Annotated in this window: 9 protein-coding genes; 3 read left to right on the top strand and 6 right to left on the bottom strand. The window is 59.9% G+C overall.

The genetic code is table 11. The features are described from left to right. Nucleotides 1-27 precede the first annotated feature (27 nt). Nucleotides 28-3,876 (bottom strand): EAL domain-containing protein, encoded by a 3,849-nt coding sequence (locus PSH64_RS26045; RefSeq protein WP_105343744.1) that lies wholly within the window; start codon nucleotides 3,874-3,876, stop codon nucleotides 28-30. A 279-nt stretch (nucleotides 3,877-4,155) separates the two neighbouring features. Between PSH64_RS26045 and ettA the strand changes: the two genes are divergently transcribed. Then, a complete protein-coding gene (gene ettA / locus PSH64_RS26040; protein ID WP_105343746.1) occupies nucleotides 4,156-5,820 on the top strand; it encodes an energy-dependent translational throttle protein EttA in 1,665 nt (554 codons plus the stop codon). 189 nt (nucleotides 5,821-6,009) lie between these two features. Here the strand turns inward: ettA and PSH64_RS26035 are convergent, their stop codons facing one another. The 4 genes from PSH64_RS26035 to PSH64_RS26020 form a co-directional block, all read right to left on the bottom strand. Continuing rightward, complete coding sequence (locus tag PSH64_RS26035) at nucleotides 6,010-6,504, bottom strand: GreA/GreB family elongation factor (RefSeq protein WP_105343748.1); 495 nt, start codon at nucleotides 6,502-6,504, stop codon at nucleotides 6,010-6,012. A 70-nt stretch (nucleotides 6,505-6,574) separates the two neighbouring features. Continuing rightward, the gene (locus PSH64_RS26030; RefSeq protein ID WP_105343750.1) at nucleotides 6,575-6,931 is read right to left on the bottom strand and encodes a hypothetical protein; all 357 of its coding nucleotides are present in this window, start codon (nucleotides 6,929-6,931) and stop codon (nucleotides 6,575-6,577) included. 107 nt (nucleotides 6,932-7,038) lie between these two features. Beyond that, nucleotides 7,039-8,892, bottom strand: coding sequence for a DUF4105 domain-containing protein (locus tag PSH64_RS26025; RefSeq protein WP_305479136.1), 1,854 nt, complete (start codon nucleotides 8,890-8,892; stop codon nucleotides 7,039-7,041). A 107-nt stretch (nucleotides 8,893-8,999) separates the two neighbouring features. Continuing rightward, nucleotides 9,000-9,488, bottom strand: coding sequence for a DUF3015 domain-containing protein (locus tag PSH64_RS26020; protein ID WP_105343754.1), 489 nt, complete (start codon nucleotides 9,486-9,488; stop codon nucleotides 9,000-9,002). Between the two features lie 275 nt (nucleotides 9,489-9,763). Here PSH64_RS26020 and PSH64_RS26015 point away from each other — a divergent pair, with 275 nt between their 5' ends. Continuing rightward, nucleotides 9,764-12,202: a Lon protease family protein gene (locus tag PSH64_RS26015; protein WP_105343756.1), complete on the top strand. Its 2,439-nt coding sequence runs from the start codon at nucleotides 9,764-9,766 to the stop codon at nucleotides 12,200-12,202. 319 nt (nucleotides 12,203-12,521) lie between these two features. After that, nucleotides 12,522-12,863, top strand: coding sequence for a hypothetical protein (locus PSH64_RS26010; RefSeq protein ID WP_105343760.1), 342 nt, complete (start codon nucleotides 12,522-12,524; stop codon nucleotides 12,861-12,863). Between the two features lie 5 nt (nucleotides 12,864-12,868). Here the strand turns inward: PSH64_RS26010 and PSH64_RS26005 are convergent, their stop codons facing one another. After that, nucleotides 12,869-14,698, bottom strand: coding sequence for a hypothetical protein (locus tag PSH64_RS26005; RefSeq protein ID WP_105343762.1), 1,830 nt, complete (start codon nucleotides 14,696-14,698; stop codon nucleotides 12,869-12,871). Nucleotides 14,699-14,766 lie beyond the last annotated feature (68 nt).

Raw genomic sequence — 14,766 nt, 5'->3', positions numbered from 1 at the left:
ATGGGGCCGTCCGCAGCACTCTGAAACTCAGTCGAACATGAACAACGCATCATTGCTGAACTGCGCTTCGAACCGGCTGGCCGGCATCGGACGGCCGAACAGGTAACCCTGAACCTCATCGCAACCATGTTCACGCAGGAAGTCGAGCTGCTCGTGGGTTTCCACGCCCTCGGCGATCACCGCCAGATTGAGGCTGTGGGCCATGGCGATGATCGCCCGGGCAATTTGCGCATCCTGTTCACCCGACGGCAGGCCATCGACGAAGGTGCGGTCGATTTTCAGCACGTCGATCGGGAATTGCTTGAGGTAGTTGAGGGAGGAATAACCGGTGCCGAAATCGTCGACCGCAATGCTCAGGCCGAGGTTTTTCAACCCGGCCAGGATCTGCATCGCCTCGCTGACTTCGCGCATCAGGATACTTTCGGTCAGCTCCAGCTCCAGGCACGCCGGTGGCAGCCCGGTTTCCTTGAGGATGGTGGCGATTCGCGTGCCGAGTTGCCCGTCGGAGAACTGCCGGGCAGAAATATTCACCGAGACCTTCGGCACCCGCACTTTGGCCTGGTGCCAGTTCTTGAGTTGACGGCAGGCTTCGCTGATCACCCAGTCGCCGACATCCACCACCAGCCCGAGCTCTTCGAGCACCGGAATGAAGTCCCCCGGCGGCACCAGGCCACGGCGCGGGTGGCGCCAGCGCAGCAGGGCTTCGGCACCGGTCAGGCGTTTGCCGTCGCCGCTGAATTGCGGCTGGTAGTACAGCACGAATTCGTTTTGCTCCAGGGCATGGCGCAAGTCGCTTTCCAGCTCCAGACGCTCCAGGGCGCTGGCGTTCATGTCGGCCTGATAGAACTGGAAGTTGTTCTTGCCGCGCTCCTTGGCGTGGTACATCGCGGTGTCGGCGTTCTTCATCAGCTGACTGAGTTCGCTGCCGTCCTGAGGGCTCAGGGCGATGCCGATACTGGCGGTGACGAAGAACTCGCGGCCTTCGAGTACGAACGGTTTCACCAGGCTGGCGAGGATCTGTTCGGCTACATGAATCGCCCGGTTCAGGGCGATCTCGCGGTTGACCCGGGGTTGCAGCAGCAGGGTGAATTCATCGCCGCCCATGCGCGCCACGGTGTCGTCATCGTCGACGCAGCCGAGCAGGCGCGTGGCCATTTCCTTGAGCATGCGGTCGCCGGCGGCATGGCCCAGGGAGTCGTTGATCGGCTTGAAACGGTCCAGGTCGAGGAACATCAGCACCACCCAGGACTTCTGCCGTTCGGCCGATTGCAGCGCGGTGTGCAGGCGATCCTGGAACAGCGTGCGGTTGGGCAGGTGGGTCAGGGCGTCGTAATAGGCGAGGCGGTGAATCCGTTGCTCACTGGCCTTGCGCTCGCTGATGTCGCTGAAGAAACACACGTAACTGGCCAGATCGCCTTCGTCGTCAAGCACCGCCGTAATCCCGACCCAGGCCGGGTAATGCTCGCCATTGCGACGTTTGAGCCAGACTTCGCCTTCCCATGTGCTGTGCTGATGCAATTGCTTGAGCACGTAGCGCAGATGGGCTTCCTGCTGTTCGTCGACGGTAAGCATGTTCGGCAGCTGATCGAGCACCTGGGCCACCGCATAGCCGCTGACGCGACTGAAGGCCTCGTTGGCCTGGACGATGTAGCCGGCCGGGTCAGTGATCAGAATCGCCGAGGTCGAGTGCTCGAATACCGTGGCCGCCATGCGCAGGTCTTTCTCGGCCCGGCGTTGCTGGCTGATGTCGCGACCGACCCCGAGCACGCCTTCGAAGGCGCCATGTTCGTCCCACACCAGTACCAGACGCAGCTCGATGGGAATCTTGCGCCCGTCGGCCCGCAGGCAGTCGAACAGAAACAGTTGGGTCTGCACCTGGCTGCGCAGCAGTGCCAGTTGTTCGGGTTTATCCAGCGCTTTGCTGACCCGGTCCATCAGGCTGTAGATGCCGCTCAGTTGTTGCGGGTTGGCGATGGTCGATTGCCAGCCGTTCTGGAATATCCAGTCGGCATCGAAGCCCAGCACGGCCTGGACCGAGGGGCTGACGTAGTTGAGCGCCATCTTGCTGTCGGTGGAGAAAATCACATCACTGATGCTTTCGGCGAGCATCCGGTAGCGCTGCTCGCTGTCGCGCAGGGACTCGCTGGCTTCGATCTGCTCGGTGATGTCCTTGGCCACGCCGATGATGCGGGTGACCTGATCGTGCTTGTCCCGTGCCAGGGCCTGTTCGCGTATATCGAAACGCCGCCATTTGCCGTCGCGATGACGGAAGCGCAACTGGCATTGCAACAATTGGGTGTAGCCGGCGTGACGCTGAGACTGACGCGAGCGGTGGTAGTAGTCGGCATCCTCGGGATGCAAGAGGATTTCCCAGAAATACTCGCCCATCTGATGCAATTCGGTGCGGTTGTAACCCAGCGTCTGCCCCAGATGATGGTTGCTGAAGATCATCCGCTGGCTGATCACGTCCTGCACATACAAGTGATCCGGCACGGTACGCACCACATCGGACCAAAACCCCTCACGCTCCAGCAGCGACAGCTCGATGAGTTTGCGGCTGGTAATGTCATTGATGCTCAGAATCACCGCTTTATAGTCGGCCTGATCTTCCGGCAGACGCAGCACCAGCCACAGGTGTTGGTCACGGCCATTGGCATCCTGGAGTTTGATTTCCAGCTCAAGCTGTTTCTGCTGGTGGAGCACGGCTTCAAGCACTTGATTGCCGATGGCCGTGCAGTCCAGCGGGCAGCCGTCGATCAGCAGTTTCCAGGCCTGATCGCAGGAATTGACGTTGAGCAGTTGCAGGGCGACCTGGTTGACCTCGGTTATACGCAGTTCCTGCAACAGCTGCTGGCGTTGCTCCGGTATATCGAGCCAGGTCCTCAGCTGCTCGCTGCTGCCGAGTCGAGCCTTGTCGAAAACACTTTTGAGCCCGGACAGGTCGAGCACGCACAGGGCGACGCCGGTGCCTTCGAAAATGTCCTGATAGCGGCGGCGGCCTTCATGTAACTGGTGTTGGCGGCGACGGATATTCAGCAAAGCGATGAACGGTATCAATGAGAAGGCCAGGCCCAGCAGGCATTTGCCGATGAACGCCGGCAACAGTTGTTCGATCACCCGTTGCCGGTCGAACAGACCGCGCAATTGCCAGTCACTGCTGCTCAGGGGAACGGTCAGCACGCTGTTGCTCAGTTCGTCGGCAGTCAGCACGGTGGGTTTGGCTGAGGGCAGGGCGTCATCGCGGCTGATGATCTGATGATTGATGCGGTTTTCCACCAGCCACAGGGGGCGGATGCCGGCGTCGCCCTGTTTGGTCAGTGATGAGAAAAACGTAGGCGTCAGGCGCAAGGCCCAATAGCCGCGGGTGCTGCCGCTGGCCTGATGCAGAAGCAGGTGCACCACCGAGCCGTCGTCGGTATTGCTGAAATAGTGGGCCTGGGCGCGGCTGCGCTGAACCAGGTCACTCAGGTAGTTGGCGTCCGGGCTGTTGGCGGCACTGTCGCTGAGGATTTTTCCGGAGGGACTGAGCAGCGCCAGGCTGCGCAGGTCGGGCAGCGACTGTTGCAGTTTGCGCAGCAACGCCTGCTGTTCGTCGGCGCTTTGCGGTTGTTCGATGATCGGTAGCAGATTAAGAGCGATCTGGGCGTTGAGCGCCATGTTGAGGCTGACTTGCGAAGCCAGATCGGCGGTGTAGTCGATGGTGTACTGGCGCTGGTTTTTCTGGGTTTCGCGCAGCTGATCCAGCAACTGCCAGAACAGCAGTGCGAGCAGCAACAGCACCAGCGTCGCCAGCGCGCCCTTCAAGGTTCCGCGCAGGGGTGAGCCGAGCCCAGAATTGAGCGCGCTCGCGGACGATGGCGGAGTGACATTGGACAAACTGTAATCCTGCGGTTTGGCTGGACTGGCGCGACGTGCACTATAAGCCGGACGCCCGAAGGGCGGCTAGCATGCCTTGAGTTGTGGCGAAGTGCCAGCCCCCACTCGGCTGGACTGCCTTCTGTCAATGAGGTAGCTTTGCCGGTTACGCGGGAGCGTTCCAGCTCCTAGGTTTTTTCAGCGCGCCGCCTTGATACCCATCAAACGAACGACGCGCATGGCCTGGCCGGGCATCGCCTGCGCTCCAATCATTCATCAGTCACTGACCCTAGGTTCTCCATGGCTCAATACGTCTTCACCATGCATCGGCTGGGCAAAGTTGTTCCGCCGAAGCGGGAAATCCTGAAAAACATTTCGCTGTCGTTCTTCCCGGGCGCCAAGATCGGCGTACTCGGCCTCAACGGTTCGGGCAAATCCACACTGCTGAAAATCATGGCGGGCGTCGACACCGAGTTCGACGGCGAAGCCCGTCCGATGCCGGACCTGAACATCGGCTACCTGCCGCAAGAACCGATCCTGGACCCGACCAAGACCGTGCGTGAAGTGGTCGAGGAAGCGGTCAGCGTGATCAAGGACGCCCAGGCGCGCCTGGACGAGGTCTACGCGGCCTACGCCGAACCGGATGCCGACTTCGACAAACTGGCGGCCGAGCAGGCCAAACTCGAAGCCATCCTGCAGGCCAGCGATGGTCACAACCTGGACCGCCAACTGGAAGTCGCCGCCGATGCGCTGCGTCTGCCGGCCTGGGACGCTCGGGTCGAACACCTCTCCGGTGGTGAAAAGCGCCGTGTGGCCCTGTGCCGCCTGCTGCTGTCGGCCCCGGACATGCTGCTGCTCGACGAACCGACCAACCACCTGGACGCCGATTCCGTCGCCTGGCTGGAGCACTTCCTGCACGATTTCCCGGGCACCGTGGTTGCGATCACGCACGACCGTTACTTCCTGGACAACGTCGCTGGCTGGATCCTCGAACTCGACCGTGGCGCCGGTATCCCGTACGAGGGCAACTATTCGGGCTGGCTCGAAGCCAAGTCCGATCGTCTGGCGGCCGAATCCAAGCAGCAATCGGCCCATGAAAAGGCCATGAAGGAAGAACTGGAGTGGGTGCGCAAAGGCGCCAAGGCCCGCCAGTCCAAGTCCAAGGCTCGTCTGCAACGCTTCGAAGAAATGCAATCGCAGGAATTCCAGAAGCGCAGCGAAACCAACGAGATCTACATCCCGGCCGGTCCACGCCTGGGCGACAAGGTCATCGAGTTCAAGAACGTCACCAAGGGCTATGGCGATCGCGTGTTGATCGACAACCTGTCGTTCTCCATGCCTAAAGGCGCCATCGTTGGCGTGATCGGTGGTAACGGTGCCGGTAAATCGACTCTGTTCCGCATGCTGATGGGCAAGGAAACACCGGATTCGGGCAGCATCGAAGTCGGTGAAACCGTGCAACTGGCGTGCGTCGACCAGAGCCGTGAAGACCTGGATGGCAGCAAGACGGTGTTCCAGCAAATCTCCGACGGTTCCGACCAGATTCGCATCGGCAACTACGAGATCCCGTCGCGTACCTACGTGGGTCGTTTCAACTTCAAGGGCGGCGATCAGCAGAAGTTCGTCAAGGACCTGTCCGGTGGTGAGCGCGGTCGCTTGCACCTGGCCCTGACCCTGAAAGAGGGCGGCAACGTCCTGCTGCTCGACGAACCGTCCAACGACCTCGACGTTGAAACCCTGCGTTCCCTGGAAGAAGCCTTGCTGGACTTCCCGGGCGCCGCCATTGTGATCTCCCACGATCGGTGGTTCCTTGACCGCGTCGCGACTCACATCCTGGCGTACGAAGACGACTCGCAAGCGGTGTTCTTCGAAGGCAACTACACCGAGTACGAAGCCGATCGCAAGAAACGCCTCGGCGAAGCGGCCTCCCAGCCGCACCGCGTACGACACAAGAAACTGGCCTGATTTCAGGTTGGTTGAATAAAAAACGGAGCCTTTGTTCGGGGGCTCCGTTTTTTTATGGGTTTTCAGTGGCACCGCGGCGCGGCCTTCGCGAGCAAGCCCGCTCCCGCAGGGGATCTTGAGCGTTCTCAGGATCCGGCCCTGAAACGGATTCCTATGGGAGCGGGCTTGCTCGCGAAGGCGTCATCACATTCACCCCACCTCTATGGCCAGCACCTCAATCACCAGATCCCCCGCCGGCCGTTTCCACAGCACTTCATCCCCCACGTGCGCACCCAGCAACGCCCGCCCCAGCGGTGAACTCCAATTGATCAACCCATGGGCGGCATCCGCCTGGTCTTCACCGACCAGTTGCACGCGCTGCTTATGGTCATGCTCGTCGGCAAAAGTCACCCAATTGCCGATCTGCACTTTGTCGGTCGAGGAGGCCTGTGTGACCAACTGCGCGCTTTGCAGGCGCTGCTTGAAGTAGCGCCAGTCGCGATCGAGGTCGGCCTGGCGCTGTTTGTCGGCCTGGTCACCTTTGGCGCTTTCCTCATCGAGCAGGCTTTGCAGCTCGGCGACTTTCGCCTGAAGCTGAGCGAGACCGGCTGGCGTGACGTAATTGGGCTGCGCGCTGACCTGTCGTTCGACTGGCAGATCGGCTTGTGCAGCGGCGTTATCTTCATTGACGAAGGCGCGACTCATGTTGTTCTCCCGTTATAGGGTTTGGGCCATGGTCGCGTGCTTTAAGTTTCGACGAATGTCTATAAACGACTTATTGCGAGCGATAGGCTCGCGCGGCGTCCCGGTCTTTCTCTTGCTGCCAGGCCCGTTCGCGCTCGTCCCAATGGCGGTCCCTGTACTCGTTGCGATCCTCGCTTTCGCGCATGGCCTGGCACTGACGAAAACCATCGGTCCAGCCTTCGGCATATTGTTTGTCCTTGAGGTAGCGTGGGACGTTTTTGCGAAACTCACCGGTCATCGCCCCGGCGGCCTGTCGACCACTGCTGCAACCGTCATCGAAGCCATCGGCGAACGCTGGCGGATAACCCTTGGCGATCAGATCTTCGTGAGTCGACTGGCACCCTGTGATCAATACCAATAATCCCAACATACCCACGCAACGCCACATCTCGGACTCCTGGGCCGTTAACGGCCTATAGAGGAAGTCTAGAAGCGGTTTTGTCGGGTGTCTGTGAAAGGGCTGTGATTAATCTGTGGGCTGACAAGGGATTTGCGTCAATAGTGATACCACTTCACCTCAAGCATCACTTCGTTTTCGGGTGACGCCAGGTGACTGAATTCGCGCTGGGCACTCAGGCGCAGCCCGAGGTTGCGCGACAACTCCCACTGTTGATTCAGGCTCATGCTCCGGCGCACTTCGCCATTGGTGAAGTAATCGCCCTTGGCTTCCAGGCTGAAATTGCCCAGCGGGTTTTTCCACAGCAGGCCACTGTTGAAGCCCGCTGCCGGGGCAATGAAACCGGCAAAATCGTTGTTATGCTCAACGCGCACGGTGCCCAAGGCGAAACCGAGCATGTCGTCGCCCAGTTGCCAGGTCCCGCCGCCGCCACCGTTGACATGGCTGACCAGGGTTTCGTCATCATGCTTGCCCGGTACCCGCTCCAGGCCGCCGGTGACCTGCCACGACAGCGGTTGCAACAGCGCGTTGCGCGGGGTCAGGGAGCGGATGGTCGCCAGGTCCAGTTGCTGCAACTGCCAGTGATTGCCTTCGTATTGGCGCAGCTTCATCTGCAGGATTTCGATCTGTGCGCCGAGGGGGAAGCTTTCGGCGTTGTCGTTGAGGTCGTGATAGGCCATGCGCAGGCCGTATTCGCCGAATGCACGATCGCCTCGGGTGCCGAGGCCGGCCTGCCAGGTGCGGGATTCGTGGCCGTCCTCGGGCAAGCCGGGTTGCGGGATTTGCAGTTCCGGGGGCGGGTTCTGATTGATGGCGCGCAACAATTCAAAACTGCGTTGGGCCCGTTGCGGGTCGCGTTCCTGACCATTGGCGCGATAACGCTCCAGACGATAAGCCGCATCGATGATCAGCGCCTGGCGGTCGCGAGGTTGCGCCTTGAATGCCGGTGCCTGCAATTGGTTCTGATCGGCGCTGACCTTGAGGACCCAATCCTGCTCTTGGGCGGTTAACGGCTCGGCACGGCTCAGCAGTTCCCGCTCACGGGACGGGCGATATTCGATCGACTCCACCAACCCGGCCGCTTTCACCGCTTTGACTGTGTCGGTGGGAATGGCCGTCAACGGGAATTGCTCGGTCAAATGCAGGTCCGGCCGCGCTACTTGCAGCAACTCAAGCAGGCGATAGGAGCAGTTCTCGTCGAAGAAGAAGTAGTCGAACTGGATCTGCTTGAGTTCCCAGACATGCTCGACCATGCGCTCGGTTTCCTGCTGGGTCAGGTTCAGGCGGTATTCCCACAGGTCGCGGTTCTCGAGGCTACGGTATTCGGAGAGTTTTTCCTGATAGGGCACCAGGGCAAACAGCCCCGGATAGCCACCCATCAAGCCTTTCCACGCGTACAAAATGCTGTTGTCCGAACCCTCGATGTAGGCGCCGAAGTTGATCGCGTAGCTGAGCAGCGAGGTCTTGTCGCGCTGTACATCGGCCTGATCGATGCGTAGCAAGGTATGGCCGAACATCGACGATGGGCTGTTCAGGTAGGCCGCCGGGAAAATCATCACCGCGCTGTGGGGCGAAACGTCTTTGAACCATTGCTTGAATTGCGCGCAGTCCGGTGTCGGCAGGCCGGTCAGCTCAAGCTGTGCCTTGAGCCAGCGGGTGCGGGCCGGGTAGACGCATTGGGCATGCCGCTCGCCGGCACTGGCCGGGGCATACAGTGCCTGTACGGTCGCTGCCAGTTCACGGTCGGGGTGTTCGTTGCCATCGGGGGCGAGAAAGAATTTCTTGTCGCTGACATAGCTGCGCCAGCCGCCGAGCTTGGCGGTTTCGTAATGACCCAGGGAAATCCAGAAGGGATCGTTGGCCAGTTGCTGCAAACGTTGATTGTCGATGTGGGGCGCGGCGGACAGCGGGGCGCAGACACAGAGCGCCAGCCAGGCAAGGCGTTTGAGCATAGTGAGCAACTTAAGTCGAAAGAAACAAAGACCCAAAGAGGCAGGCCAAAAAGGGCCAGGGTCAAAAAATAAAACCCGCTCTCCAAAGAGAGCGGGGCGGGTCGAGCTTAAGCTTGAGTGGCGTACTTGGCCAGACGAGGATCGTTCTTCAACACGGCCAGGGTATTGGTATGCACGTCTTCAGCGGTCACGTCAGCTTTGCTGAAGATCTGCTGGAAGTGCTGATGAGTCACGGCGGCGAAGTGTGCACGGTCTTCCGGTGCCACGCCCAGTACCACGGCGTAAGTGGTCAGCGCTTCGCCCTGACCTTTGGCCATGTCTTCGGACAGCTCGTTCATCATGCCATTCATGGCAATCCAGGATTTGCCGCCATAGGTCAGCGCTGCATTGGTCGAGCAACCGTTGGTGCCGGAAGTCATCCCGAAGGTGGCGTTACCGGAAGTGCCGTTGGTAGTGGATGCCAGGAAGTGTGCCGGGGTGCCACGCTGACCTTCGAACAGCATGTTGCCCCAACCGCAGTCCGGACCGCCTGGCGCCTGAGCCATGGCGTTGATGGATACAGCGGTGAAGAGAGTACCGAGAAGAATCCGTTTCATAGCTATGTTCTCTTTTTGTGCATACCGATGGACAGGGTGCTGGCCCCTAATGGTGCCAGTGGGCCGGTTATTCGTTCCAGCCGCGCAGTTTGGAGTTTAGGCACGTTCCTGGGGTTCCGTGATTTTTTGCGAAACATTCCCTGAAACCTTGATTTTGACCCTCACGGCCCGGGGCTGACGGTTTGTCTGAGCTTTGGCTTGAGGTGCGCCTTGCCAGTGAGGTGCGGGCAGCGCCAGAATGCCGCTATCTGCCCCGCCTGATGTAAGGAAGCCCGATGCCTGATCCTGTTGCTGCCAGCTTGCGTCTAGCGCCTGAAGCGCTGACCCGTCCGTTTTCCGCTGAACAGTTCAGCTTCTCTACCACCAATGATCTGGAGCCCTTCCGCGGTGTGCTTGGCCAGGAACGTGCGGTCGAAGCCTTGCAGTTCGGTGTGGCCATGCCACGCCCCGGTTACAACGTATTCGTCATGGGCGAGCCCGGCACTGGCCGGTTTTCGTTCGTCAAGCGCTACCTCAAGGCCGAAGGCAAGCGCCTGCAGACCCCGGCGGACTGGGTCTACGTCAATAATTTCGATGAGCCGCGCGAGCCGCGCGCCCTGGAGTTGCCGTCGGGCACAGCTGGTGCCTTCATCGGGGACATCAACGGCTTGATCGACAACCTGCTGGCGACCTTTCCGGCGGTGTTCGAGCACCCGTCCTACCAGCAGAAGAAAAGCGCCATCGATCGCGCGTTCAATCAGCGTTATGACCGTGCTCTGGATGTGATCGAGCGTCTGGCGCTGGAGAAAGACGTCGCGCTCTACCGTGACAGCAGCAACATCGCGTTCACCCCGATGAGCGAAGGCAAGGCGCTGGATGAGGCGGAGTTCGCCCAGTTGCCGGAAGCCGAGCGCGAACGCTTTCACGACGACATTTCCGGGCTCGAAGAGCGGTTGAACGAAGAGCTCGCCAGCCTGCCGCAATGGAAGCGCGAGTCGAGCAATCAACTGCGTCAGCTCAACGAAGAAACCATCACCCTGGCCTTGCAGCCATTGCTGGCGCCGCTATCGGAAAAATACGCGGAAAACGCAGGGGTTTGCGGTTACCTGCAAGCCATGCAGGTGTATCTGCTCAAAACAGTGGTCGAGCAACTGGTGGACGACAGCAAGATCGACGCCATCGCCCGCAAATTGCTTGAAGAGCAATACGCCCCGAGCCTGGTGGTCGGGCATCCGCACAGCGGCGGTGCACCGGTAGTGTTCGAGCCGCACCCGACCTACGACAACCTGTTCGGCCGCATCGAATACAGCACCGATCAGGGCGCGCTCTATACCACCTATCGGCAGCTGCGGCCGGGTGCGCTGCACCGGGCCAACGGCGGTTTCCTGATCCTCGAAGCGGAAAAAATGCTCAGCGAGCCATTCGTGTGGGATGCGCTCAAGCGTGCCTTGCAATCGCGCAAGCTGAAAATGGAATCGCCACTGGGTGAACTGGGCCGTCTGGCCACCGTGACGCTGACGCCGCAACACATTCCGTTGCAGGTCAAAGTCGTGATCATCGGCGCCCGGCAGCTCTACTACACGCTGCAAGACCTCGATCCGGACTTCCAGGAGATGTTCCGCGTCCTGGTGGATTTCGATGAAGACATTCCGATGGTCGATGAGAGCCTGGAGCAGTTCGCCCAGTTGCTCAAAACCCGTACCTCGGAAGAAGGCATGGCGCCGCTGACCGCGGATGCGGTGGCGCGACTGGCGACTTACAGTGCACGTCTGGCCGAGCACCAGGGGCGTTTGTCGGCGCGGATCGGCGATCTGTTCCAACTGGTCAGCGAGGCGGATTTCATTCGCGACCTGGCGGGTGATGACATGACCGACGCCGGGCACATCGAGCGTGCGCTCAAGGCCAAGGCCACCCGTACCGGGCGCGTTTCGGCGCGGATTCTCGATGACATGCTGGCCGGGATCATTCTGATCGACACCGATGGCGCGGCGGTCGGCAAGTGCAACGGGCTGACGGTACTGGAAGTCGGCGATTCGGCCTTCGGAATACCGGCGCGGATTTCCGCCACGGTGTATCCGGGCGGTAGCGGCATCGTCGACATTGAGCGCGAGGTCAACCTCGGTCAGCCGATTCACTCCAAAGGCGTGATGATCCTCACCGGGTATCTGGGCAGTCGTTATGCCCAGGAATTCCCATTGGCGATTTCCGCGAGCATCGCCCTGGAGCAGTCCTACGGTTATGTCGACGGCGACAGTGCTTCTTTGGGCGAGGCCTGCACGCTGATCTCGGCCTTGTCGAAAACGCCGCTCAAGCAGTGCTTTGCGATTACCGGGTCCATCAACCAGTTCGGTGAAGTGCAGGCGGTAGGTGGGGTCAACGAGAAGATCGAAGGTTTCTTCCGGCTCTGCGAGGCTCGCGGCCTGACGGGCGAGCAGGGAGCGATCATTCCTCAGGCCAACGTCGCCACGCTGATGCTCGACGAGAAGGTGCTGGCGGCGGTGCGCGCGGGGCAGTTCCATGTCTACGCGGTGCGCCAGGCCGACGAAGCCCTGAGCCTGCTGGTCGGCGAGCCGGCCGGTACGCCGGATGAGAATGGCGACTTTCCCGAGGGCAGTGTCAACGCGCGGGTGGTGGAACGCTTGCGGGTGATCGCGGAAATGGTCAGCGACGAAGACCTCAAGGAGGCCGAAAAGGAGTTGGCGCAGGAGGCTCTGCTGGAAATCAAACCGGCTTGACGCTGCTCCTTCCTGTGGAAGCGGGTTTGCTCGCGAAGACTGGCTGACATTCAACATCAATGTCGACTGTGATGCCGCCTTCGCGAGCCAGTCCGCCTACAGGGGGGGGGTCGTGTTTTGCAGACGGTATTGAATGGCAAAAAGCGCCGTCAAAATGGCGTCAATATTCACACGGTGACCACTCGGCGCCTTCTGGTCTCGGTCCGCGTGCGAGCCGGACTTTTCTTCTATTCTCTGCTCAAGGATATCGACAGTTATCACTGGATCGAGACAGCCTTCCCGTGGAGGCTGAATACCGGATCTACCGAGGGTCGCCGCCATGTCGCGCAACCTCTGCCTCACCCGTCAATGCCTGGGCCTTGTGACCCGTATCGAATGTGCCATCCGCCCGCTGGCGGGAGATACGGGCATGTGGACCTTGCTCTTTGCCGCCGGAATGGCCGGCGAGCAACCTTCAGCCATCAAGGCCCAAGGGCCATTCCGTGGGCCGGTCGCGGCTGAATCGATCCTCGACACCATCGTTGAAAGTCTGACCCTGCATGGCTACGAGCTAGCCGATGACCCGCAAATCTGGTGCCTGCATCTACAAGCCCAGTTGCGAGAGATCAACGGTGGTCGTTACCGCAACCTCAGCGGTCCCGAGCTTCGTCCCGAGCACTGAACCGGCTATTGATCAAGGTTGCCTGGCTCTGCCTTGTCGAGCTTGACCTCGAAGCCGTATTGCACGGTGGTGAGGTTGGTTCGTTGATAAGTTTCCAGACGTGTGGGCTGGCCGTAGAAGTAATGCACCGCGAATAACGCCGGGCCTTGTACGCTCGCATCATGACTGACCGAAAGAATCTCCTTCAGATAATTGCCACTGTCGTCCTGGGCGAAAAAGCGCCAGTCCTCGGCGGGAAACAGTTTCAAATCCACCACCAATGTATTGCCTTTGAGTTCCAGGCCTTTGGGCAACTGAGGGGCGTCATAGGTTTGTTTGCCGACAGTCGCCAGGAACAGCGGCATGGAGCCCACTGCGTAGGCCGGCGTTTCTGCGAACAGATTCAGGTCGTAGGTAATACTGCTGTGTAGCGGATCAACCTGATACGCCTCCGGTGGCAGCTCGATCGGTCCGTCGCGCTGGCCATTGCTGTCTTGGGTAAAGAATGTCACGGGGCTTTCGCCGGGATTGAAAGAGGTACCGAGCAATTCGTCATTGAAGCTTCTGGGATGATTGAACTCGATGCGTGCGGCGCTCGGGTCGTCGACCGATTGGCTGATGCTGATGCTTTTTTTCAGTTGTTCCTCGCTCAGTGCCGCACCTTTGAGCCAGGTCGTAGCCTGATCGTCATACACCACCACAGGCAAGGCCAGTGCCTGGATGGCTTTTTTCGTGGTGTGCGGGTCGAAGCGGCGTACCGGCAGGTCCAGATTCTTGCGGGTTACAGTGACCGTCGAGAAATCCAGCAGGCTGACTTCGAGGGTGTCGATCGGCCCGTTGAAGTACACCTTGGTGTAATGCCGGGTCTGTTGTTTTTCAAACGCACGCTGATCGTCGTCGAGTTGTTTTTCGAATGCTTCGCTCCAGGCTTTCTGCTGTTGCATTTGCGCCAGTTGTTTTTGATAGAACGCAATTTGTGCAGCAGTTTCATTGATGGCGCCTGAGCGAGAGAGGAATTGCCCCGTGGCGTCTTTGGCCTGAACGATCAGCGGATTGAGCGGTGTATCGCGAACCTCGGGGGCCGGCGGCGCGCTATTGTTGAATTCGATTTCGGCGTAGTTATTGGTCAGTTTCAGCAGTGTGACACTGAGGTTGTCGTTGGTGCGTGTCTGGCCGACGTCCTTTTTCGTCAGGTTGAAGCTGTAGAACCGGTGTGGCGCGATGACTTCAATCTTGCCTTGCAGGCTCACCGGTTGTGGCTGGTTCTTCTTGTCCACATCCAGGCCCTCGATGAAGGGGTAGGTCACCGTCAGGTCATCGGGGTTGGTCAGGTTGGAACTCGAGGGGCTCAGCTGAATACCGGGGTCGGTTTCCGACCATTCCGGTTGAAAGGGGATAACGCGCTTGTTGCTCAGGGTCACCGATTGCCATTCCAGGCCATGGGGAAAAAGAAACACGCCGGGAATGCTGAAGTTGAAGGGGAAGACCGGTTGCAGGTCGGTCAGGTAGTCCGAGCTGGACTCCTTGTGCAGCACGAACAGACCGTTGATGTAGGTGTCGACCAGCGCCTGAGGCGTGGGGTAATGCTTGAGTATGGCGAGGGCATCTTCGCCGTATTCGGTGACTAGCGGTTTGCTGTCGAGCTTGAGTTGCGCGCGTTCGAGTAACAACAGTGAGCCGCCGAGCTCAGCCACGGCATCCTTGAGTTTGGGGTCCTCGATCGCCTCCAGGGATTTTTCGAACTGCGCGGTCTTTTCTTCGAGGCTGACCTGGCGTTTTTCATCGCTGGGTGAACAACCTCCCAGTAGCAACGCGAGGCAAAGTCCGGCACTCGTTAGAGGCAATCGCACATCCATTTCCAGTCTTCCTGTCCGATGTCGCTGACCTGTCATTGAGCTGGACACTAGCAGAAAAACTTTGTCAC

The sequence above is a fragment of the Pseudomonas sp. FP1742 genome, from assembly GCF_030687145.1.
GTDB lineage: Bacteria > Pseudomonadota > Gammaproteobacteria > Pseudomonadales > Pseudomonadaceae > Aquipseudomonas > Aquipseudomonas frederiksbergensis_D.
This window is presented reverse-complemented; position numbering and strand designations above follow the sequence as displayed.

What these genes read in the sequence shown, in the direction of transcription:
- ettA (WP_105343746.1), top strand. Translation starts at nt 4,156, where the DNA reads ATGGCTCAATACGTCTTCACCATGCATCGGCTGGGCAAAGTTGTTCCG.
- PSH64_RS26035 (WP_105343748.1), bottom strand. Translation starts at nt 6,504, where the DNA reads ATGAGTCGCGCCTTCGTCAATGAAGATAACGCCGCTGCACAAGCCGAT.
- PSH64_RS26030 (WP_105343750.1), bottom strand. Translation starts at nt 6,931, where the DNA reads ATGTGGCGTTGCGTGGGTATGTTGGGATTATTGGTATTGATCACAGGG.
- PSH64_RS26025 (WP_305479136.1), bottom strand. Translation starts at nt 8,892, where the DNA reads ATGCTCAAACGCCTTGCCTGGCTGGCGCTCTGTGTCTGCGCCCCGCTG.
- PSH64_RS26020 (WP_105343754.1), bottom strand. Translation starts at nt 9,488, where the DNA reads ATGAAACGGATTCTTCTCGGTACTCTCTTCACCGCTGTATCCATCAAC.
- PSH64_RS26015 (WP_105343756.1), top strand. Translation starts at nt 9,764, where the DNA reads ATGCCTGATCCTGTTGCTGCCAGCTTGCGTCTAGCGCCTGAAGCGCTG.
- PSH64_RS26010 (WP_105343760.1), top strand. Translation starts at nt 12,522, where the DNA reads ATGTCGCGCAACCTCTGCCTCACCCGTCAATGCCTGGGCCTTGTGACC.
- PSH64_RS26005 (WP_105343762.1), bottom strand. Translation starts at nt 14,698, where the DNA reads ATGGATGTGCGATTGCCTCTAACGAGTGCCGGACTTTGCCTCGCGTTG.